The sequence below is a fragment of the Agromyces sp. NBRC 114283 genome (assembly GCF_030268405.1).
Lineage (GTDB): Bacteria > Actinomycetota > Actinomycetes > Actinomycetales > Microbacteriaceae > Agromyces > Agromyces mediolanus.
Genome location: NZ_BSQP01000001.1, coordinates 1,352,518 through 1,373,652, shown reverse-complemented (window position 1 = coordinate 1,373,652; position 21,135 = coordinate 1,352,518). Strand labels below are relative to the sequence as shown.

Below are 21,135 nucleotides of genomic sequence, written 5' to 3'. Positions count from 1 at the left end.
GGCTTCACGATAGCGCCGCTGCCGCCCCGCTGCGCCGATTCGACGGTCGATTGGCGCGCCGCAACCGCCCGACCCGGTTACTCCGCGTCGCCCTCCCAGGGCCAGCGCGGGCGCTCCATGCCGCCGCGCCGGCCGCGCGCCACCAGCACGGCGACCGCGCCGGTGAGCGCCGCGCAGACCGGGATGAGGAGCCCGAACCAGCCGAGCCCGAGCACGACCGCGAAGCGCAGCCCCTCCCCCGGATCCCCCGTCGAGGAGACGATCCGGCCGATCGCGGCGACGACGACGAAGGCGAGCCACGAGCCGAGCGCCGCGAGCACGACGGTCGCGGCCATCCGCTCCGGCCGGCGGAGCCGCAGGCCCAGCACGAGGAGCACGGTCAGCACCGAGGCGCCGACCGCGACCGGGGCCACGAGCACGCCGACGTCGCGGTCGCCGACCACCTCGAGGTCGGCGAGCAGGCTCACGAAGCCGAAGCCGCACACCACGAGGGCGAGATCGAGCGCCGCCGCGAATCCGGCGACCACCCAGGCGTCACGTGTGCGCTGCTCCATGCCTTCGAGGCTACGCGCCCGCCCGGCTCGCCGCCGCGGGGTTGCGCCGGAGCGAGGCATCCGCTCCGCTCAGCCCTGCTCCCAGCCGGGGAAGCCGGCACAGCCGTAGGCGAGGCGGATGAAGCCGTCGGTCTTGTCGGTGAGGATCGCGTAGGACTTCGCCGCGTCGCCGCGCTCGACGGCCTCGCGCATCTGCTCGAGGTTGCGGAGCGCGGTGGGGATCCAGTCGCGGAGCGCACCCTCGGGCAGCGCCGCCGGGTCCTCGGCGAGGATGCCGCGCACGACGCCGATGGCGCGCAGCAGCTCGGGCTGGTCCTGCGCCCGGTAGGCGGCGGACATGCTGATCGCGACGAGCTCGGTGACGGGCTGGCGCAGGCGCTCGCAGCGCTCGGCGAGGGCGTCGGCCATCAGTTGCCGCCCGCCGGCCGGTCGAGCTCGAACTTCTCGAGCGGGGTGCGCACGCCGTCGCGGAAGGCGCCGAGGCCCGCCTCGAAGTCGACCGCCGAGCCGACGAAGAGCACCGTCTCGTCGGGGGCGACGTAGATCTTGCCGCCGCCGCGCACGGCGTGCACGAGGCAGACGCCGAGGCCGTCGGGCAGCTCGACGACGTTCAGCTCGGCGTCGGGCGCGAGCTTCGCGAAGAGCGCACGGCCCACGGCGACGAGGCGGTCCGTGCCCGAGGCATCCGCGCCGTCGGCGCCCGCCGTCTGCAGGTGCCGGCGCACCTCGGGCTGGCCCGCGAGCTGCGCGATCACCGCGAGGTGCTCGTACAGACCCGCGCGCTGCAGGCGGGCCGGGTCGGGCGAGCCGCCGAGGGCGAGCAGCGGCACGAAGCCGTAGCACTCCTCGAAGCCCGGCACGCCGTCGCGGTCGCGCGCGGCGGGGTAGGGCTGCCACTCCCAGGCGACGTCGCGCTGGGCCGGGTCCTCGATCAGGGCGACGAGCTCGTCGAAGCCCGCCCCCTCGAGGAGGTCGATCGCGCCCCAGCGGGACTTGACGACGAGGTACAGGCCGTTCACGTGCACCACGAGGTCGCCGAGCGCGGTGGTGAAGAGCACGGTGCTGCCCTCGGGGAGCCCGAAGACGCCCTCGAGCATCTCGGCCGCGCGCGCCGGATCGACGAAGCGGAAGTAGCCGTCGCCGACGAAGCCGGCGCCCTGGGTGCGCCAGAGCTCGGCGACCTCGGCCGGCACGCGGCCCGCGAAGGCGGCGATCGTCTCGTCGGAGATGGGGGCGACCGGGTCGAAGCTCCGGAACCTCGTCATGCGGGCCTTCCTCTGGTCGGCGCGCACCGGTGCGGCGCGCGGGATGCCTCGGGGCGCCTGCCGCGGCGAGAACGCGCGCGGCCGGTCACCTCCGGAAGTCTACCGAGGCTGAGCCCGCGGGCCATGGGGAGGGCTCCCCATGATGCGCGGTGACGGTCACCATGCGGCGTCGGGGTGTGCTGGCACCCCGACGCCGCTCAGTCGACCTCGAGCACCGCGGCGAACGGCTGCAGGAGGATCTCCCGCTCCTCGACGGAGAGACGCTCGCCGAACGCCTTCGCGTGGGCGGCGAACAGTGTGTCTGCCACCGCGGCCGCGAGCGCACCGTCGCCGAACGCCATCAGCTCCGCAGAGCGCGGCTGCAGACGATCGCGCACTCGCGTGTCGAGTGCGCTGAACTCGGACGCCGAGAGTTTCGCGGCCTTCCGGGCGGCGATCCGACGGGCCGGACCGAGGGCGCGACCGGCTGCCCGCACCGCATCGAACTGCGCCGGGGAGAGCTCGACGACTCGGGCAAGAAACGCGTCGAGGGACGCCAGGTCAGGACTCGCCACCGTCTGAGCCTAACGTCCCTCCACGAAGAGGGCTTACGAGCCGGACCGCTCGACTCGGTAGCCTCGGGCCTCGACCTGGTCGAGGAACGCCCCGAGATCCGAGGCAGTCCGAAGCAGTGCGCCCAGCTCCCCCTCGTTCGCAGCCATTCGGAACGTCGCACTCGCGAAGGGGTGGGTCACCGGAGCGCTTCCGGGCATCGGCGGCGGCGCGGAGAGGCTCACGAGGACCCCGGCCCCCTCGCGGAGTTCGAGCGCGAGCTGATCACCGTCGTACACGAGGTACCCGCGCGCTTCCAGCACGCTACTCGCCCTGCGCCGGAACGTGCGCACGCCCCACGAACGGTTCGACGAGCACCGCGTACTGCAGCGCCGTCAGCGTGCCCCGTTTCAGGATCGCGCGCGCCGTCGTCGAGATCGCAGCACGTGCGTCGGAGTGGAGCCCGGTCAGATGCGCGTCGAGTTCGTCGGCACGCGGCAGCAGCACGGCACGAATCCGATGATCCAGCGCCGAATTCTCGCTCGCCGATGGAACCGCCGCCCGACTCGCTTCCTCGGCGCCCTCGGGGCGTAGATCGACGAGGCGGTCGAACGCCGCCTCGAGCTCCGCGGGCGGGTGCCCCACCGCCTCGTCGACGAAGTTCACCTGATCAAGCATGGCTACTCCACTTCTCGGTTTCGATTCCCATCGGCTTCAGGCTCTCCGCAATTCCCAATAGAACGAACCCGCTCGGGGCTACGCCTAGCTCAGAAAGGGAGTGGGGGGACGAACTTCGCCGGGCTCGTCACCGGCCAGCCCCTGGGCACGCAACCACTCGCGGAGCATCTCGCTGCGTCCCAGCACATCCGCGTTCACCGCAGCGGCTCGCGACGCTACGCGACCGGCAGGACCCGCAGCCCCGAGGGGGTCAGATTCCGACGGGCGGTTGGCGGTCGCACGAAGCGCCTGCCGGAAAACGACCCCCTCGACCGGGTCACCTCGCAGCGTCGGGGTGTGCTGGCACCTCGACCCCGAGTTCAGTGAACGGGGTGAGCAGGATCTCGTACTGCTCGGGCGTGAGCTGCGCGGCCTGCTGGACCGCGCGGCCGGCGATCACGATCGCGCTCTTCGCGTCGGCATGCAGTCCGGCGCGCGCCGCGTTCAGCTCCTCGGAGCGGGGCAGCAGCAGCTCTCGGACGGTGTGCTCGAGTTCGGAGTTCACCGCCGCCGACGGCTTCGCCGCCCGGCTCGCCTCCTTGCCGCCCGCCCGCCGGAGCCGGACCGCACGGTCGAAGGCGCTCGCCAGCTGCTCCGCCGGGAGGGCGCCGGCCTGCGCGAGGAAGCGCTCGGTCGAAGTGTTCAGCATGCGATCGCCTTCGGGCGTCTCGGACCGCGGTTCACTGGGCCGGCGCCTCGACCGGCGTCATCCGCCGGATCTTCTCGAAGTTCGGCGTGTGGTACTCCTGGCGCACGGCGCCCGACGCCTTGTCGACGAAGATCGCGAGGTTGTCGTACCGCGCATAGGGCTCGAGACCGTCGACGAGGAACTCCTTCGCCCCCCAGACGGGCAGGTAGTCGCGCTCGTCCTCGAACCACTCCGGCGCGATGTAGAGCTCTCCCGAGAGCGCGGGCGGGTGCTCGGCGAAGTACTGCTCGAGCAGCCGACGTGCGTCCTGAATGGTCACCATGCTCCCAGTCTCACGCCTTCTCGGAGCCGACGCCAGCCGGCCCGGCCGCGCTCGGCCCATTCGCATCCGCGGCGGGCGGCGGGGTCTTCAACTCCAGGGAGAACTGCACCGCCCCCGCCCCGAGCCGGTGGTTCTGCACCTGGAGCGCGTGGATCTCCCCCTGCAGCTTCGCCGCCTCACCCGGAGTGATCGCGGGATCCTGCAGCCGGACGATCCGTTCGGCGATCAGCTCGTCGTTGCGGGCCTGCCACCGGGCGTTCGCGACGACCTCACGGTCGATCATCACCTGCGGACGGTCGGCGGGGGTCGCCGCGTCCTTCCACTCGAGCATGAGCTGGTACTCCGGCTGGGACCACGGCTTCGACGTCTTGATCACCTCGGCGGTCGGGACCAGATCGTCGACGCGGAACACCGAGAGGTCCTTCCAAGGCGCCTCTGAGGTGCGGTTGAAGTGCATGGTGTCGAGGTAGCCGGAGGCGTCGATCTGGTTGATCTGGCCGTCGTAGAGCTTGATGCCGTCGGGCTCCTTCACGATCGTGAAGATGTGTCCGCCGCCGGTCTTCCAGTATCCGTTCACGAAGCCGCGGCCACCGACCGGCCACGAAGCGGTCAGCGACTCGAGCGCCTCCATCGGCGTCGAGCCGAGTGCACCGATCTGCTGGAAGTCCCGTGGCGATCCGTCGGCCTGCACCCAGTCGGCGGCGATGCTCATCGGGAAGCGGCCCTCGTACGTCGCGGTGACGTTGCCGCTGGCCGGGTCGATGTTGGCCCCCTGCACGGTCGGGCTCGCGATCACGTCGTAGCCGCGGAAGCGCAGCTCGAGCGCGTTCACGACGTAGTGGCAGTTGTTCAGGAATCGCCCCTGGTCGACCGTGTAGCCGAGCCCGTTCACGATGTGGACGGCCTGGACACGGGCCTCCGGACCGGCAAGGTGCGGGAACGCATCGTCCAGCACCTGGTGGTGGATCGTGTCCGGCACCGCGGGCTCAGGCGTCGCCGTGGCGGCGTCGCCGTCCGGGCCTTCGGGCCCGCTGGAGTCAGCCGGAGCCGCGGCGTCGTCGGGGGTGCCGTCCGCGCCGGACGGCTCCGGCGCTGCCGCGGGCTCGTTGGCGTCGGCGGGCTCGTGCGCGTCGGAAGCCGCCGACTCGCTCGTGCCGCGGTCGGGATCGGTCGCCGTCGGCTCGCCCCGACTCGTCCCGTCCGCGGCGCCCGTGCGGGTGCCGTCGGCGTGAACGTCGCCGGATCCCGCCGCTCCGACGCGTGCGGGGGCCGTCGCCGAGCTCGGTGCCCCGATGTGCGGACGAGCGGCGGTGAGCGTCGCCTGCGAGGCGGATGCGCCGGTGTCGACGTGGTGGGCGCCGAGCTCGACGTTCAGCTTGATGTGCGCGTGCAGGGCGGGGTCGATGTCGATCATCGCGTCGGCGACGTCCTGACGGAGGTCGTCGATCCGGTGCTGCCACTGGCTGCCGAGCGAGCTGTTGATGCCGAGGTCGCCCGCTCCGTCGAAGCGGTCGGCGCGGCCGCCGGCGACCTGGTCGGGCCCGTGCAGCACCGCGGGGTTGCTGTGCGGGACGCCCGCGGCCTTCAGGGCCGTGATCGCGGCGTTCTGCTCGCTCTTCGCAACACGGTTGTACTGCTCGTAGAAGTCGACGTTGTGCCGCCACTCGGCGATCGTGAGCGCGTTCAGGCCCTGCTGCTGCATGCCGACCTGGCGCTGGTACTCGTCCCAGTCGTGCTTCGCGTCCTGCCGGTTGAAGGCGTCGACCTCGATCGGGTCCTTCAGCGAGTAGGAGCCGTCCTCGTTCCGCACGATGGGCGAGTCCGGCTGCGCGGCGAGTGCGTCGAGCTGCTCGCGGATCTCCGGGGTGAGCTCGGGGATGTCGTAGCCGTTGTAGGTCGTGCCCGGGCCCGCCGAGCCGTCCGAGGGGTGGCTCGGGTCGACGCGGTCGACGGGCGGGGTCCACTTCGGCCAACGACGGCCGTCGCGGTCTGCATCGGTGCCGTCGGGCGCGGTGCCGTCGGGCGCCTGGTGCGTCGTGGGCGAGGCCTCGGCGGGCGAGCTCGTTCCCGCCTCCGGCGCGGTCGGCGCGGTCGGCGCGCTCGCGTTCGGGTTCGCGGCGTCCGGCGTCGTCGGGGCCTGGGGCGCGTTCGCGTCGGGCTTGGCGTCGCTCGGCTTCGTGCCGTCCGGATTCACCACGTCCTCCGGGCGCACCGAGGCATCCCAGTTCGTCGCGTTCGGCTCGTGCGGCGGCCACGGCGAGCGCGTGCCGTTCTGCGCGTCGAGCGACCAGACCGTGTCGCCGTCGAAGTAGGCGTTGAACCAGTGCCCGGCGTCGCCCGCGCGGTCGATGCCGACGACGCAGTGCGAGCCCGGACCCATCGCCCGCAGCGTCGACTCGATCTGCTCCGGCGTCACGGTGGTCTGCGGGTTGCCCGTGCGGGCCTCCATGTCCGGCGTGCTGAGGGTGCCGGTGGATGCCTCGGCGCTGTCCTTGCCGTTCAGGAAGTCGTTCAGGTTCGCCGAGGTGTTGCCGCAGTTCGTCGCGTATCCGTTGGCGGGGTCCGAGGGGTCGAAGTTCGGGTTGATCTCGTTCAACGCCTGGTCGATCTCGTCGATCGAGCGCTCGGAGCTGTTGTTCGACGGGGCCTGGTCCGGCTGCTGGCCCTCGGGCTGCGAGCCGTCGCCCGCCTTGCCGGAGCCGTCGCCGGCCTGGCCGGTGCCGTCGCCGCCGTCGGCTGCCGGGGCATCCGGCTGCGAGCCGTCGACGTTCGTGCTGCCGTCGGGGGCGCCGTGTCCGTTCGAGCCGTCGGCGCTCGGAGCTTCGGGCTTGCCGCCGTTGCCGTTCGGGGAGAAGAGCGAGGGCTTGGAGAAGAGGGAGGGCTTGCCGAGCAGGGTCGCCGCGCCGGCCGCCGCCGCGGCGCCACCGGCGGCCGCGGCCTCTTCGGGGGCGATCCCGTCGGCGTCGCCGTCGGTGCCGCCCTCGCCGTCGGCGGGTGCGCTGTCGGCGTCGGGCTGCGTGCCGTCCGCCTCGGGCTGGGTGCCGGCGGCCTGGCCGCCGTCCGTGCCGTCGGCGTGCGCCGGAGCGCTGCTGTCGACGGAGCCTGCGTCACCGGGCTTCGCCGTCGCGGCCGAGCCGGCCGCCGCGGCGCCGGGTGCGCCGTTGCCCTGGCCGTCGCCGGTCGAGCCGTCGGCCGCGGGAGCGTCCGCCGTGGGAGCGTCAGCCGCGGGGGCGTCAGCGGTCCCGGGGTGCCGGCGTCCGCCGTGCCGGGCGCGCCCGCGTCAGCGGTGCCCGGGGTGCCTGCATCAGCCGTGCCGGGAGTCGTGGCATCGACGCTGCCGGGCGTGCCGGCGTCCACCGTGCTCGGCGTGCCCGCATCCGCGTGACCCGGGGTCCCCGCATCCGCCTGACCCGGAGTCCCCGCATCCGCGTGACCAGGCGTCCCCGCATCCGCGTGACCAGGCGTGCCCGCGTCCGCGTGACCCGGGGTCCCCGCATCCGCGTGACCCGGGGTGCCCGCGTCCGCCTGACCCGGAGTCCCCGCATCCGCGTGACCAGGCGTGCCGCCGTCCACGGCACCGGGGGTGCCGCCATCCGCGTGACCCGGCGTGCCGGCATCCACGGCACCGGGGGTGCCGCCGTCCGCGTGTCCGGGGGTGCCGCCGCCGTCGCCGCCCGCGGTCGGCACGTCGACCGAGCCGCCGCCGTCGCCCGCGCCACCGCCGAGGTCGCCGGGAGCCGACGGGGCGTCCGTCGGGAGGTCGATCGAGCCGCCGCCGTCACCGGCGCCGCCGCCCGCGTCTCCGCCGCCGGGTGTCGGGCCGTCGCTCGGGATGTCGACCCCGCCACCGCCGTCGCCGGCCGAGGTGCCGGCGTCGCCGGCGCCGGGCGTCGGCGCGTCGTTCGGGACGTCGACCGCGCCGCCGCCGTTGCCGGCCGTCGCGGTGGTCTGATTGCCGCCGCCGGGGGTCGGCGAGTCGGCGCCGGGGACGGTGACCGCCGGCAGCGTCGAACCGTTGCCGGGACCGCCCGGCGCCGAGGGGCTCGAGGGTCCGCCGTGGCCACCGGGGCGGCCCGCCAGCGCACCGCCGAGGAGGGCGCCAGCCGCGATCGAGCTGAGCGGCGAGAACGGCGTGCCGTTCAGTCCGGACTCGGCGAGGCCCGAGGCGAGCCCGTCGACCGCGCCGCCGCCGGTCTCGACCGCGATGTGCGTGACGCGCTGCATGGCGCCCGGGTTGATGCGGTTCGTGAGCCGCCCGGCGGCGCCGGAGACGGTGCCGCCGGCCGCGCCGCCCGCCGCCGAGGCGAGGGCCGCGTTCAGCACGTTCTGCGGCTGGTAGTTCGGGTCGAGCGCGCCGCGCACCTGGTTGAAGGAGGCGGTCGTGATCGCGCTCGCGAGCCCGGCGGAGAGCGCCTCGCGGGCGACGCGGATGCCGCCGCGCACCGCCATGCGGGCGATGCGGAGGGCCGCCATGATGAGGCGGCGGAGCTTCTGGCAGAGCGCGGCGATCTTGATCGCCCAGCGCGTCACGGTGAGCATGATCTTCGCGGCCATGGCGGCCGCGCCGGCGCCGAAGGTCACGGCGCCGAGGAGGGCGCCGATGCCGATCTCGAGGGCGATCTCGATGGCCATCTGCGCGATGAACCAGCCGATCTCCTCCCAGGCCTTGTCGACGGCGTCGATCATGCCCTGCGCGAAGCCGGCCATCGAGTTCGCGCTCTCGGAGAGCTTGCCGAAGGAGCTGCCGAGCGAGGTCTGGCAGCGGCGGATGTTGCTCGCCTGCGACGGCGGCAGCGTCATCGACGACACGTTCACGAAGGCGGAACCGACCTCGGACTTCGCGGACGTCATCGCCTGCGCGAGGCTGCTCCACGCCTGCTGCGCGGTCGAGAGCTTGCCCCGGTCGGCCGAGGGCAGGACGACGCCGAGGGTGGCGAGGGCGTCCTTCAGGAAGTCGCCGAACTCGCCGAGCGGGCCCTCCGGGCCCTTGCCCAGCGCCGTGGGCACCGAGGCGTGCGGGTCGTTCACGACGGCCGTCTCCTCGGGGATGCTCGAGGAGGAGGCGGGCTTGAAGGCGCCGACGAGCTGCGCCCCGTCGTAGGCGCGACCCGTGTTGCCGAGCGCCGCGTCGACGATGCGCAGGGCGTTGGACATGCCCTGCACGGCCTTCAGCAGGTCGACCGCGTAGGTGTCGTAGCCGGGCTCGCCGTCCTGACCGTGCGCGAAGACCTCGGCCGACTCGTCGTCGCCGGCCATCCCGCCCGTGCCGCCGAGGGCCGACTCGCAGGCGCGCGCCGCCTGGGAGGCCGAGCTCGCGATCGAGAACAGCGCGGTGCCGTCGGCGGCGAGCCGTGCGGCGTCGAGGCGGACCTGCGTCATGAGTGCACTCCCGGTGGGATCGGATGGTGGATGTCTGGGGCTGATCGGGGCACGCGGAGCGCGCCGCGCCGGCTCAGCCGCTCAGGCCGTTGGCGAGGTTGCTCCAGGCGCCGTCGAGGGTCTCGATGGTCTCCGTGTAGGCCTGGTGGGCGCCGGAGACCTGGTCCTGCAGGCCTTCGGCGGCCTGGGTCATGGCCTCGGCGCCGAGCTGCCACTTCTCGAACATGCCGATGAAGTTCGCCATGGCCGGGCCCTGCCATTCGGCCGGCAGCATGTAGGCGAAGCCGCTCGCGCCCTGCTTCAGCGCGGAGCAGTACGTGACGAGCTCGCCCAGCATGTCGGCGAGCGCCTTCAGCTCGGTCGTGTCGGCCTGCTGCTCGCTCATGCGCCCGTTCCTTCCGCGTCAGCGGTGCCGACGACCGGCACCTCTCCGATCTCGACCGGCGCGACCTGCGCGGTGATCGCCGGCTCGCCGTCGGCGCCGAGGCGGAACACGCCCTCGCCGATCGAGTCGTCGTCGCCGTCGCCGTCGGTGTCGCCGGAGCCGCCGCCCGTGGCCTGCCCGCTCGTCTTGCGCGGCCCGAGGGCCCCGCCGCCGAACTGCTCGACCTCGTCGTCGCCCGCGTAGTCGCGACCGAAGAACTCGGCCATGTCCTCGGCCTTCTCCTCACCGCTCGCGACCCGCTTGCCGAGCTCCCCGGTGCCGGAGCGCATCGCGGCGAGCGCGGGCGCCCGGCCGGTGAAGGAGCGCTGCACGCCCGACTCGTTCTGCGTGTACGAGCCGTCGGCGGCGATGAGTCCGGCCTGGAGCGCCGCGAGCGACTGCCGGACGAAGCCGGCCGTGGTCATGAACGTGGCCCAGCCTTCGGAGAAGCTCTCGGCGTCGTCGCCCTTCCACGTCACGTCGACCGTGCGCTTGACCTGCGCGTCGACGGTCGACAGGTTCGTGTCGAACGTCGCGAGCACGGTGCCGAGCAGCGCGGCGACCTCGCTGAGCGCCGAGGCGCGGACTCTGAACTGGACCACAGGGTTCCCTCCCGACCGGATTGGCTCCGCGGGCGGATGCCCGCGGAGCCGTCAGCGACGGATGTCAGCCGTTGAACGTGCCGGCGATGGCGTTCTCGCTGTCCTCGTAGGACAGCGCGGCCTGGTTCAGCAGATCGCTGATGCCCTGCAGCGACTCCTTCAGCTGGAGACCGGCCTGGTCCCACTGCGAGTACAGCTCGTTGAAGCTCTGCGACGCGGTGCCCGACCAGTCGCCCGAGATGAGGCCCTCGACGAGGGACTTGAGGTTGGACAGCTGCGACTCGATCGACTGCGAGCCGCTCGAGAGCTGACCGGCGACCCCGGCGAGGGAGTCGGAAGTGACGCGGATCTCCGCCATGGTTTCCTCCAGATTTGGCTGGTGTCGGGGGCCGGACGGGGATGTCCGTTCCCGGCGCGTGCCTCACGTTACCCGGAGTCGGCGCAGATTCCGATGGGGAGAACTCCCCGTCCGCCGCGCCCCCGGACTGGGTACAGTCGTTCTCGCCGCTGTTCTCCACGCGAAAGGCCCGCCGTGCGCCCCTCCGACGCCACCCTCGCCGCCCTGCCGGAGTCGTTCCGTTACGCCCGCTCGACGGCCCGGACCGTCGTGTTCGCCGTGCTCGCCGGCGTCGCGCTCGTCGCGCTCGTCCTCGTGCTCGTGAACTTCGGCGCGATCCGCGACGACGCGAGCGAGATGACCGGCCGCCGCTCGGGCCTGCGCGGCGTCGTCGCCCCGACCCTCGTCGTCGTGGCGGCGTTCTTCGCGCTGCTCTTCGCCTGGTTCGCGATCGGCGGCGCGCACCGCTGGATCCGCGTCGACACCGGCACCGCGCTGTCCGGCCGGCACTTCCTGGCCGCGGGCGGCCGGGCGGAGGCGGAGGCGCTGCACGCGCGTTTCGCGACCGGCGACCCGGCGGTCTACCTGCCCGTGCCGAATCACAAGAAGGGCGACATCCGCCTCTCCATCTACCTCGCCGTGCCGGACCGCACGGCCTACGTCACGGTGCGGCTCGGCAAGGAGCCCGGGGCGACGGGGCTGCCGCTCATCACCCTGCACGACCGGGCCTACGTGCAGCTGAAGCGGCTCGGCACGGGCGACCTCGTGCGCCCCTCGGCCTCCGGCGTCGTCGACCCGTTCCTCCGCGGCTGATGTCCGCCCCAGCCGGTCCGGTGCGCTTCGTCGCGCAGCCCGACCCCGTCAAGGCGGTCTCGGTGCCGCGGTGGAACCGCCGGTTCATCGTGACGGGCTGGGCGCTCATCGGGCTCGCCGCCGCGGGCGTCGTCGCACTCGCGCTCACGGGCTTCGGCAGCTGGTTCACGATCGGCCTCGTCGTCGTCTTCGGGCTCGCCGCCTGCGGCCTGCTCGTCACGAGCCTGCTGCGGGGGCGGATGCTGCGCCTGCTGCTCGCCCCCGGCGCCCCCGTGCTCGTGGTCACCGACACGGGCGTCTCGACCGCGGGCCTGCCCGAGATCCCGTGGTCGGAGCTCGCCTTCGTCGGCGTGCTGAACGACCGCCCGCGCACGGCGCGGCTCCGCTCGGTGCCGATCTTCGGCCCGGCCGGCGGGCTCGCCCTGAAGGCCGGCAACGGCACCCTGCTCTGCGAGCTCGGCGTGCGCGACGGCAAGGCGCTGCGCGCCCGGATGAGCGATCGGGGCGCGGCCTCCCGCGTCGGCCTCTACGGCCGCTGGCCCGACGGCGCGAGGCGCGGGCTCGTGCCGCTGCTGATGGACGCCGTGCTCGCCGACGAGGTCGCCGCGACCGCGGTGCAGCTGCTGCTCGGCGAGGCATCCGCCCGGGGCATCCCGCACGCGCTCTTCGAGCAGGCGCTGCCGTTCACCGCCTGGAAGGGCCCGCTGCTCGACCCGGCGTGGCCGAGCGCCGAGCGCGACTGAGCCGGAGCGCTACGCCGCCTGGATGACGAAGCTCAGGTCGCCCAGCCAGACCGTGTCGCCGATGACGGCGGGCACTCGGGTGCCGGCGCTCTCGAGCTCGATCTCGCGGCCGCCGCGCTCGAGGCGCGAGCCGTTCGCCGAGCCGGCGTCGCCGACCGTGATGCCGCCGCCGGAGACCTCGAGGAAGAGGTGCACGCGCGACACCGAGCGGGTGTCGTCGAGCACCTCGACGGCGCGGGCGCCCATCGCGAGCGCGGTGTCCGCGGGCTTGCGGCCGACGACCGCGGCGCCCTCGACGACGACGCGCTGACCGGTGGAGAACAGCAGCTCGACGCGCTCGACGGCGGCGGGCGCCGCGGTCGGCGGCGCCGGCATCGTCTCGACCCGCGGGGTCTGCTGCCACGGCAGGGAGCGCGGCAGCGGCACGGGCTCGACGGGAGCCGCCTGCGCGGGCGCCTGCACGACCGGGGCCGCGCTCGGCGCAGGCTTGGCGCCGGCGAACGGCGCGGGCACGGGCGGCGCGCTCTGGGCCTGCGGGATCAGCTGACCGCACGAGAGGCAGTACATGCTGTTCGGCTCCAGCGTCGCATCGCAGTACGCGCAGCGGGCAGAGGCCACTCGGATCATCCCCTTCTCGACGGGCTCGGGCCCGATTCCCCCGGGTCCAGCCCGGCCAGTCTACGTGCGCCGGAGGGCGCCTACTGCCGAATGTCCGGCACTCGCACCGGCAGCCAGCCGCCGGGCGTCGTGAGGACCGCCGTGCCGGGCGTGCCCCGGCCGAGCATGAACTTCGGCACGGGCGTGCCGATCGCCTGCGTGCCCATGATCGTCGACTCCGGCCGGAGCAGCAGGGCGCGCCGCGAGCGTTTCGCCTCGACGACGGGGCCGCCGAACAGAGTGGAGAGCGATTCGGAGTCGGCCGCGACGATGAACGTCGCCCGGTGCTTCGCGCCCGTCAGCGCGTGCTCGAGCGGCGCGTTCTTGTACTGCTCGGCGTCGTCGACGACGACGGTGACGTGCTCGCCGGCGGCGTCGAGGATCGGGTCGAGCTCGGCGGGCGTGAGATCGCCGCCCTGCACGACCGGGATGCTGTGCGCCGCGGCCACCTCGGTGAGGATCGAGTCGCGGGTCGACACGACGACGAGCGGGATCTTGCGCCACGCCAGCTGGTGCACGATCGCGGCGAGCGCCGAGGAGCGGCCGGACTTGCGCGCACCGGTGACGAGGAAGCCGCCGTCGGCGGGCCAGTCGAGGGTGAACCGGGACAGCTGGTCGCCGCCCACGGCGACGACCGGGCCGTCGGCCGGGCCCGAGTCGCCGAGCGGCAGCTCGTACGCGGCGGTCAGGGCGTAGTGGCCGGGCAACGGGTCGACGCGGAACGGCGACGGCAGGGCCTGCAGCTGCGGGAACTGGTCGTAGTGGTCGCGCACCTGCTCGACGATGCGGCGGAGCGCCGTGGTCTGCGCCTCGCCGCTCGTGTCGCGGCTCAGCACGGCGAGCTGCGCCTCGGCGCCCGCGGCGCCGAACAGCACCCGGCCGGGGGCCAGGTCGAGCGGGATGTCGCGGGCGAGGATGCCGGCGGTGCGGTAGTCGGCGATGTCGCGCATCGGCAGCACGTACTGCTCGTCGATGAACGCGACGACCTTGTCACCCGTGATGCCGCGGTCGCCGGTGAGGAGCACCCGCACGCCCACCGCCGGCCCCTCGCGGAGCACCCGCATGAACTGGTCGCGGAAGGTGACGAGCTGGTCGGGGTTCATCGTCGAGAGCATCCGCTCCCAGCCGTCGACCGCGACGACCGCGTAGGGCAGGCGGGTCTCCGGCGTGGACTGGGCGCGCTGCTCGGAGATGTGCCCGACGCCCGCGGCCGAGAGCACCGCCTGGCGGCGGCCGAGCTCCTCGAGCAGCCGCTGCACGAGCCGGGGCAGTCGGTCGGCGTCGAGCTGCGTGACGACGGCGCCGGTGTGCGGCGCGTCGACGAGGGGCAGCAGCGCGCCGTTGCCGAAGTCGATGACGTAGAGGTGCAGATCGGCGGGCGAGAACTCCTGCACCAGCTGGCCGAGCACGGTGCGCAGCGCCGTCGTACGGCCCGACATGGCCCCGCCGAGGAAGAGCACGTGCGAGCCCTCGTCGACGCGCCAGGTGAGGCTGCGCTGCGACTGCTCGCCGGGCACGTCTTCGAGGCCGAGCACGATCGACTGCTCGGGGATGGCCTCGTCCTGGAACTTCTCCAGCGGCAGCACCGTCGGCAGCGGCATGAGCCACGGCGAGGGGTTCTTCGGCACGCCGAGCTGCACCGTCGCCGCCGTGATGAGGTTCACGATCGCGCGCAGGTCCGTGTCGTCGTGGTCGGTGTTCTGCGCCTGCGTCGAGACCGGCTTGGGGTAGCGCACGGGGTAGCCGAGCTCGTCCCACTCGAGCGGCGCCTTGCGCGGCAGCACCTTCACCTGGCGCTGCACGCCGGGGCGGATGCCGGCCACGCGCGCGGTCTGGAAGGGCGCCGGCGCCGAGGCCGGACCGGTGCGCACGTAGCCCCGGCCGGGCGTCGAGGCGCTGATCAGCGAGGCCTCGCCCGAGCCGAGGATGTCGGCCGAGTCGGCCCGGTCGGTGACCCGCAGCGCGACGCGCAGGTTGATGTTCGACTGCATCTCGGGCGTCACGACGCCGGAGGGCCGCTGCGTCGCGAGCACGAGGTTCACGCCGAGCGAGCGGCCGACCCGGGCGATGCGGACGAGGCCGTCGATGAACTCCGGCAGCTCGGTGCGGAGCTCGGCGAACTCGTCGATGACGATCATCAGCCGGGCGAGGCCGCGACGAGCGGCCGTGTCGGCGTCCTTCGCCCACGCGGAGTCCACGTCCTTCGCATTCATGTCGCGGAGCACCTTCTCGCGGCGCTTGAGCTCGGCGTCGAGCGAGGCGAGTGCACGCTCGGTCTCGCGGGCGTCGAGGTTCGTGACCATGCCGACGGTGTGCGGCAGCCGCTCGCAGTCGGCGAAGGCCGAGCCGCCCTTGTAGTCGACGAGCACGAAGTTCAGGGCGTCGGGGCGGTTCGCCATCGCGAGGCTCACGACGAGCGCCTGCAGGAATTCGGACTTGCCGGAACCGGTGGTGCCGGCGACGAGCGCGTGCGGGCCGTCGCGGGAGATGTCGATCGCGAACTCGCCCTCGCCCGTCGCGCCGACGACGACGAAGGTGTTGCGGGGATGCGTCGACCAGCGCCGCACGAGCGGCTCGGGGTCGTCGAGGTCGAGCTTCATCAGCTCGGCGAAGCGCACCGCGGTGGGCAGCATCGCGTCGTCGCCGACGCCGCTCACGTGGCGCAGCGAGCAGAGGCTGCGGGCGAGCCGTTCGCAGTGCGCGGTCGACATCCCGTCGACGAGCACGATCGGCCAGTACTCCGCGCCGGTCTCGACGCGCGCCATGGCGGGGTCGCCGTGGTCGATCGCGACGACGCTCTTCGCCTCCTCGGGGAGCCTCGCGCGCTCGGAGTCGAGCGCGACGACGTGGATGCCGTGGCTCGCCCCGTGCTCGAGGAGGGGCACCATGCCCGGCAGCATGCGGTACTCGCGCGCGCCGTCGACGACCACGAGCACGTCGCTCGGCGGTTCGGCGCCGCGCTGCCCGGACTGCCGCATCCGCTGCTCGAGCAGCACGCCGAGCTCGCGCACCCGCTCGCGCCGGGTGTCGTCGGTGTTGCCGATCGCGGCCGCCGCGCCGCCGCCCGCGGCGTGCGGGAGCCACTGCACCCACGACCAGTCGGGTGCGGCGTCGTCGGGGCAGACGACGACGAGCTCGGCGTCGCGCGGCGAGCGCAGGGTCACCCAGCTGGCGACCACGGAGCGTGCCACCGACCGTACGGCGTCCTGCGGCCCGGCGATGCCGAGGGGGCCCGCGCGCAGCTCGGCGGCGACGGGGGCCGGCGAGACGCCGACGCGGCGGGCTTCGCCGCGATCGCGCCCGCCGCCCTCGAAGCGCACGTCGAGCGCGACCTCGGCGACGCCCACGCGCATCGAGAGCGCGTCGACGTCGCTGCGGCGCCGCTCCCAGAGCCGGGACAGCGGGCGGGTGGCGATGTCGAGGATGACGACGGGGTCGGGCAGCCGGTACCAGCGCTCGATCCGCTGCCGCTTCGCGAGCTCGTCGATGCGGCGCTCGGCGACGCGGACCTCCTCGATCCACTGCTGCTCGGTCTTCACGCCCTTCTTCTTCGCGAGCTTGCGATTGGTGAGGAAGGAGCCGACGACCATGATGGGGCTCGCCGCGGCCATCAGGAGCATGATGGGGCGGCCGAAGACGACCGCCATGGTCACGCCGAGGACGACGGGGATGATCGCCGAGAGCCACGGCAGCGGCGACTGGTCCGGGTCCTCCGGGCGGTCGCCGGGCAGCGGCACGACGGGCTGCTCGGCGGCGGGGCGGATGCGCGAGGGGCGGTTGAAGCCGCGGTCGCCGAGGGCGTCGCGGGTCAGGTCGGCGTCGGCGGCCGGCACGATGCCGAGGCGGACGACGGTGCTACCGAGCTGGACGAGGTCGGCGGGGACGATCTCGGTCGGCCCCTCCACGGGCTGCCCGTTCACCCAGACGGCCGCGCCGGGGGCGGGCTCGACGGACGCGCCGAGCGGGGCGGGCCGGCCGTCGGCCGCCACGCCGTCGGCGATGCGGAACGTCGCGTGGCTCGGCTGCAGCGCCGGGTCCGCGATCGCGAGCGTCGCGCCGGCCGCGCTGCCGACGGTCACGACGCCGCCCCTGGCCACCGCGGCCGTCTCGCCCGCGAACGGGCCGCCGACGAGCTCGAGGCGGAGCGTGCCCGGCTGCAGCGAGGTGTCGGCGGCGGCCGGCAGGGTCGCCCCGGAGAGCAGCGTGCTCTCCGCGAGGGGCGCGGCGGCGCCCGCGAGCGGGTCGAGCGCCTCGCTCGGCAGGCCGAGCGACTCGGCCACCTCGCCGACCGTCGTCGCCTCGTCGACGTCGAGGGCCCAGCTGCCCGCGGCATCGGGGCTCGCGGTGCGATCGATCGTGAGTCTCAGGCTCATGGCGTGCGCCTCCAGCGACTGGTCATCGGGCCCCCACACGGTCGAGGGTGGCGAGGAGCGGGGCGAGCAGACCGCCCGCCCCGTGGTGGTCTTCGACGGGCCGGCGCGGGACGATCGCGCTCGCGACGCCCTGCTTGCCCTGCTTCGGCTTCGCGATCGGCGCGGTGCCGGGCCGCAGGGAGTCGGAGGCGGCATCCGCCCCCTCGCCCTCGGCGGCAGGCACGAGCGTGACCGAGGCGAGCGCCTGCTCGCCGCCGGCGGTCGCGAGCTGCACGGCGAACTGGTCGGCGGCGCCGTCGCCGCGGTACTCGATCGAGCCGTCGGCGTCGCAGCGCAGCTGGCCGCGGATCGCGGTGCCGCAGCCGACGAGCACGAGCTCGTCGTCGCCGAGCACGAAGCCGAGCTGCTCGAGCGAGAGCTCGGCCCCGCCCTCCTCGAGGGCGACGACGAGGTCGCTCGTCACGAGCGGGGCGCCCGTGGAACGGAGGACGGATGCCTGGATCACGCCCTCCGGCGACCAGGCGCCGTAGTCGTCGGCGAAGCGGTAGACGAGCTCGGCGGGGCCGGCGTACCCCTGCGCGGCCCGGAAGACGAGGTGCGTCGGCGTCGCCCAGAGCGAGCCGGCCTCGGCGGGGTGCACGGCGACCGCGCGCAGGCGTCCGCCCGCGTCGCAGACGGCGCACTCGATGCCGAGCTCGGAGATCGGCAGCCGGAGCAGCGTGCCCGCCGCCGTCGGGCGGACCGCGCGGGCCGGCTCGGCGCTCGGCGTCTCCGGGGCCTCGAGGCTCACCCGGTACTCGGCGATCGTCGTGATGCGGCCGTCGGTGAGCGGGACGGGGACGACGACGGCTGCGGCATCCGGGTCGTACTCGGGGGCGGCGAGGGAGATGCTGCGCTCGTCGCAGCCGACGACGAGGGGGCTCGCCTGCACGGGCGTCTGGCAGTCGGTGATGCGCCACGGCGCCGCGATGTCGATGGTGGTGCTGCCGAGGTACGGGATCGCGACGTCCCCCGCGCCCGGCCCGGGCGCGGACCCTGCGGCTCCGGCGGGCGCGGCGATCGCGACGGAGCCGAGCACGGCGAGCAGCATCGACAGCGCGGCGGCGCCGAGCCGTCGTCGCGTGCTGCCCACTCCGGTCCCCCTCCTGCGCGTGCCCCGTTCGGGGCAGGCGCACCGATATAGCATGGTACGCGGTCGCGCGGCCGGGCCGGGCCCGCTGCGCGCCGCCGAGCCGTTCGACCCCGAGGGAGCCGAGATGACCGACCGCACGCCGCCGCCCGCCGCAGGGCCGGCCGCGCTCGGCCAGCCGACGAACGCGGCGCGCGTCTCCGGCGGCGCGCGCGCCCTCGGCAGCGGCTCCTCGGTGCTCCCCGAGCTCGCCGAGGCTCCGCCGCGCACGCGGCGCTGGTGGCTGCACCCGGCGTTCCTCGTCTCGGTCGGGCTCACCTTCCTCGCACTCGCCGGCGCCCTCGCCTGGTGGATCGTCTCCATGGCCACCGACTCGAGCGTGCGCGTCGAGGGGCTCAGCGCCTCGGTCGAGTCCGGCAACCTGCGGCTCGACTGGTCCGGGCCCGACGCCGACTACCAGCTCTTCGTCGTCGACGGCGACGGCGCCCAGACCGACCTGAGCGGGCTCGTGCGCGGCACCGAGGCGTGGATCCCCGCGGCCGCCGGGCTCGCCGACGACCGCAGCTGCTTCGTCGTCCGTCCCGGCGGCACCGAGGGCGAGGTCTCGCTCGACGCCGCGACGCTCTCCGGGCAGCGCGGCGCCAGCGTCTGCGCGGCGGACGCCTCCTCATGAGCCGGGCCGACGGCGCACGGCAGACGGGGCGCCGAGGCATCCGCACCGCCCTGCTGCTCGCCGCGCCGCTGCTGCTCGCCGGCTGCGCCGCGACGCCCCCGCTGCCGACCGCGCCGCCCGGCATCGACACGGAGTCCTTCGACGGCGCGAGCGGCAACGGGTTGTGGCTCGTCCCCTCGAACGAGCTCGCCGATCGGGTCCTCGACGCGGTGCGCGGCGGCGGCTCGGTCGCGGTGACCGGCACGGTGCACGAGTTCGTCGCGTCCGAGGACGGCGAACTGCTGCCGGGCCGCACGATCACGGTCGACTACGCGGGCCGGGCGGGCGCGTTCCGCGCGGACCTCGCCGCCGACGGCGTCTCGACCTCGATGCTCGTCGACGAGGGTCGCACCGCGGTACGCGGCGACGCCGCCTTCGCCGCGGCGAGCGGGCGGCCCGAGCTCGTCGACGGCGTGTGCACGGTCGGCACCGACCCGGCGGTCGCGCAGTGGGCGCCGTTCACCGACCCCGAGGCCCTGCTCGAGGCGATCCTCTCCGGCGCTGAGCTCTCGGTCACCGCCCCGAGCGGCGACGGCGAGACCCTCGCGGTGCAGATCGGGGCGAGCGACAGCCGCGCCGGGGTGCTCGTCGTCGAGCGCTACGGCCCGCCCCTCCCCCGGGCGCTCACGCTCGCCGAGACGGACGGCGACGCGGAGCTCGCCTTCGCCGACTGGGGTGCCGAGCTCGAGCTCGGCCCTGCGGCCGCCGAGCTGGGCTGCGAGTAGCCCGCGCGACCGCGCCGCGCGGGCCTCGCAGCGGCGTCAGCGCAGCTGCGCCTGCGGCCCCGCGGCGATCTCGCGGTCGTAGGCCTCGAGGGCGAGGCGGTTGCGCTCGGTCACCTTGCGCCCCCGAGCCGCGATCCAGCCGCCCAGCCAGATCGGGATCTCCCGGGCGATGACGGCCGCCACGATCGCGAAGGGATCGAGCCAGCGCTGCGCCACGAAGCCGGGCACGTCGCTCGGGGTGATCGTCCACGCGACCGACCAGAGCGCCCCGCCCACGTAGGAGAAGTACACGGCCGCCGCGACGAGCAGGCCGAAGACCGCGTAGGTCCACCAGCCGCCCTTGTTCACGATCGCGGCGAGCAGCGCGAAGCCGAGGAAGAACACCGCCACGGGCACCCAGAACAGCTGCTTGGCGGCGAACTGGGTGAGCTGCTCGGTCGCCGATCCGGCGTCGCCCTGGCTGAGCAGCAGCAGGTACGCCGCGCCCAGGTACAGCGCCGCGAAGAGGACCGTGCCGATGAGGGCGACGAGGATGCCGAAGCCGCGGTTGCCCTTGGCCTTCGGCGGCTCGGGGGCCTGCACATAGACGGTCTGCGGGCCGGCCGGGTAGCCGGGCTCGGGCGCGAGGGTGGCCGCGCCGGCGGCGGCGCCGGCCGCGGCGCCCGCCGGGACGTACGTCTCGCGGCGGACCGTGTCGGCCGCGACCGGCTCGGGCACGTCCTCGGCGGTGTAATCGCTGACGACGGCCGCGCGCTGCACGGCCGCGTCGAGCCTGGCGTTGGCGTCGAGCTCGTCGTTCGCCGGCTCGGGCTGCTCGATGACGCCGGGGGCCTCGCCGAGCGCCGCGGTCGCGGACTCCTCGGCCGGGGCGGCGTCGTGCACCGGTGCGTCGTCCGCGGGCGAGGCGGAGGCGGGCTCCGCGGGCGAGGCGGGCGCCGAGGCATCCGCACCGGGCGCCGCGACGGGCTCGGGCAGCACCGCGGTGGGGTGCTCGGTGTCCGCGTCGTGCGCTGCGGGCGTGAGGTCGGCGTTCGCCGCCGCGTCGTCGCGCTCGCGCGTCGGCTCGTCGTCTCCGGGCGTCGTGCTCGTCATGGTCCGCTCCCTCCGGGCACCCCGTGTGACCGATTCGGCTCATGCTAGCGCCGAGGCGCCGCCTGCCCGTGGAAGCGCGCGGGAGACGCCGAAGGGCCCCGGATTCCTCCG

21 protein-coding genes are annotated in these 21,135 nt (G+C 74.4%); 4 read left to right on the top strand and 17 right to left on the bottom strand.

Annotated features, from left to right (window positions below; translation table 11 throughout):
• Positions 1–77 precede the first annotated feature (77 nt).
• From QSJ60_RS06655 to QSJ60_RS06595, 13 genes are all read right to left on the bottom strand, one after another.
• Complete coding sequence (locus tag QSJ60_RS06655) at positions 78–554, bottom strand: DUF6121 family protein (RefSeq protein ID WP_285463095.1); 477 nt, start codon at positions 552–554, stop codon at positions 78–80.
• Positions 555–623: 69 nt separating this feature from the next.
• The gene (locus QSJ60_RS06650; protein ID WP_189083704.1) at positions 624–962 is read right to left on the bottom strand and encodes a hypothetical protein; all 339 of its coding nucleotides are present in this window, start codon (positions 960–962) and stop codon (positions 624–626) included.
• Positions 962–1,819: a T6SS immunity protein Tdi1 domain-containing protein gene (locus QSJ60_RS06645; RefSeq protein ID WP_285463093.1), complete on the bottom strand. Its 858-nt coding sequence runs from the start codon at positions 1,817–1,819 to the stop codon at positions 962–964. Before QSJ60_RS06645 ends, QSJ60_RS06650 begins: the two co-directional genes overlap by 1 nt.
• 197 nt (positions 1,820–2,016) lie before the next feature.
• A complete protein-coding gene (locus QSJ60_RS06640; RefSeq protein WP_285463092.1) occupies positions 2,017–2,373 on the bottom strand; it encodes a hypothetical protein in 357 nt (118 codons plus the stop codon).
• A 33-nt stretch (positions 2,374–2,406) separates the two neighbouring features.
• Positions 2,407–2,673 carry a hypothetical protein gene (locus QSJ60_RS06635; protein ID WP_285463090.1) on the bottom strand — a complete coding sequence of 89 codons (267 nt, stop codon included), beginning with the start codon at positions 2,671–2,673 and terminating at the stop codon, positions 2,407–2,409.
• A 1-nt stretch (position 2,674) separates the two neighbouring features.
• Entirely contained in the window at positions 2,675–3,028 is a 354-nt protein-coding gene (locus QSJ60_RS06630; RefSeq protein WP_285463089.1) for a hypothetical protein, read from the bottom strand.
• Positions 3,029–3,344: 316 nt separating this feature from the next.
• On the bottom strand, positions 3,345–3,716 hold the full coding sequence (locus tag QSJ60_RS06625) for a hypothetical protein (RefSeq protein ID WP_230764751.1): 372 nt from the start codon (positions 3,714–3,716) through the stop codon (positions 3,345–3,347).
• 31 nt (positions 3,717–3,747) lie between these two features.
• Positions 3,748–4,038, bottom strand: coding sequence for a hypothetical protein (locus QSJ60_RS06620; RefSeq protein ID WP_230764749.1), 291 nt, complete (start codon positions 4,036–4,038; stop codon positions 3,748–3,750).
• A 10-nt stretch (positions 4,039–4,048) separates the two neighbouring features.
• On the bottom strand, positions 4,049–6,634 hold the full coding sequence (locus QSJ60_RS06615) for a polymorphic toxin type 15 domain-containing protein (protein WP_285463088.1): 2,586 nt from the start codon (positions 6,632–6,634) through the stop codon (positions 4,049–4,051).
• Positions 6,631–9,417 carry a hypothetical protein gene (locus QSJ60_RS06610; RefSeq protein ID WP_285463087.1) on the bottom strand — a complete coding sequence of 929 codons (2,787 nt, stop codon included), beginning with the start codon at positions 9,415–9,417 and terminating at the stop codon, positions 6,631–6,633. Before QSJ60_RS06610 ends, QSJ60_RS06615 begins: the two co-directional genes overlap by 4 nt.
• A 73-nt stretch (positions 9,418–9,490) precedes the next feature.
• Positions 9,491–9,802, bottom strand: a complete 312-nt coding sequence (locus QSJ60_RS06605) for a WXG100 family type VII secretion target (protein WP_189083696.1) — start codon at positions 9,800–9,802, stop codon at positions 9,491–9,493.
• Positions 9,799–10,443 (bottom strand): WXG100 family type VII secretion target, encoded by a 645-nt coding sequence (locus QSJ60_RS06600; protein WP_189083695.1) that lies wholly within the window; start codon positions 10,441–10,443, stop codon positions 9,799–9,801. Before QSJ60_RS06600 ends, QSJ60_RS06605 begins: the two co-directional genes overlap by 4 nt.
• Positions 10,444–10,507: 64 nt before the next feature.
• Positions 10,508–10,801 (bottom strand): WXG100 family type VII secretion target, encoded by a 294-nt coding sequence (locus QSJ60_RS06595; RefSeq protein WP_056010942.1) that lies wholly within the window; start codon positions 10,799–10,801, stop codon positions 10,508–10,510.
• 174 nt (positions 10,802–10,975) lie between these two features.
• Here QSJ60_RS06595 and QSJ60_RS06590 point away from each other — a divergent pair, with 174 nt between their 5' ends.
• Complete coding sequence (locus QSJ60_RS06590) at positions 10,976–11,593, top strand: hypothetical protein (protein WP_230764746.1); 618 nt, start codon at positions 10,976–10,978, stop codon at positions 11,591–11,593.
• Positions 11,593–12,336 (top strand): hypothetical protein, encoded by a 744-nt coding sequence (locus QSJ60_RS06585; protein WP_285463086.1) that lies wholly within the window; start codon positions 11,593–11,595, stop codon positions 12,334–12,336. Before QSJ60_RS06590 ends, QSJ60_RS06585 begins: the two co-directional genes overlap by 1 nt.
• A gap of 9 nt (positions 12,337–12,345) precedes the next feature.
• Here the strand turns inward: QSJ60_RS06585 and QSJ60_RS06580 are convergent, their stop codons facing one another.
• From QSJ60_RS06580 to QSJ60_RS06570, 3 genes are all read right to left on the bottom strand, one after another.
• Complete coding sequence (locus QSJ60_RS06580) at positions 12,346–12,954, bottom strand: FHA domain-containing protein (protein WP_230764743.1); 609 nt, start codon at positions 12,952–12,954, stop codon at positions 12,346–12,348.
• A gap of 80 nt (positions 12,955–13,034) precedes the next feature.
• Complete coding sequence (locus QSJ60_RS06575; protein WP_285463085.1) at positions 13,035–17,366, bottom strand: FtsK/SpoIIIE domain-containing protein; 4,332 nt, start codon at positions 17,364–17,366, stop codon at positions 13,035–13,037.
• Between the two features lie 22 nt (positions 17,367–17,388).
• The gene (locus QSJ60_RS06570; protein WP_285463084.1) at positions 17,389–18,498 is read right to left on the bottom strand and encodes a hypothetical protein; all 1,110 of its coding nucleotides are present in this window, start codon (positions 18,496–18,498) and stop codon (positions 17,389–17,391) included.
• Positions 18,499–18,550: 52 nt separating this feature from the next.
• On the opposite strand from QSJ60_RS06570, the gene QSJ60_RS06565 reads away from it, so the two are divergent.
• Positions 18,551–19,168, top strand: a complete 618-nt coding sequence (locus tag QSJ60_RS06565; protein WP_189083689.1) for a hypothetical protein — start codon at positions 18,551–18,553, stop codon at positions 19,166–19,168.
• On the top strand, positions 19,165–19,932 hold the full coding sequence (locus tag QSJ60_RS06560; RefSeq protein ID WP_285463083.1) for a hypothetical protein: 768 nt from the start codon (positions 19,165–19,167) through the stop codon (positions 19,930–19,932). Before QSJ60_RS06565 ends, QSJ60_RS06560 begins: the two co-directional genes overlap by 4 nt.
• Before the next feature lie 36 nt (positions 19,933–19,968).
• Here QSJ60_RS06560 and QSJ60_RS06555 read toward each other — a convergent pair whose 3' ends face one another.
• Positions 19,969–21,024, bottom strand: a complete 1,056-nt coding sequence (locus QSJ60_RS06555; RefSeq protein WP_285463082.1) for a hypothetical protein — start codon at positions 21,022–21,024, stop codon at positions 19,969–19,971.
• Positions 21,025–21,135 lie beyond the last annotated feature (111 nt).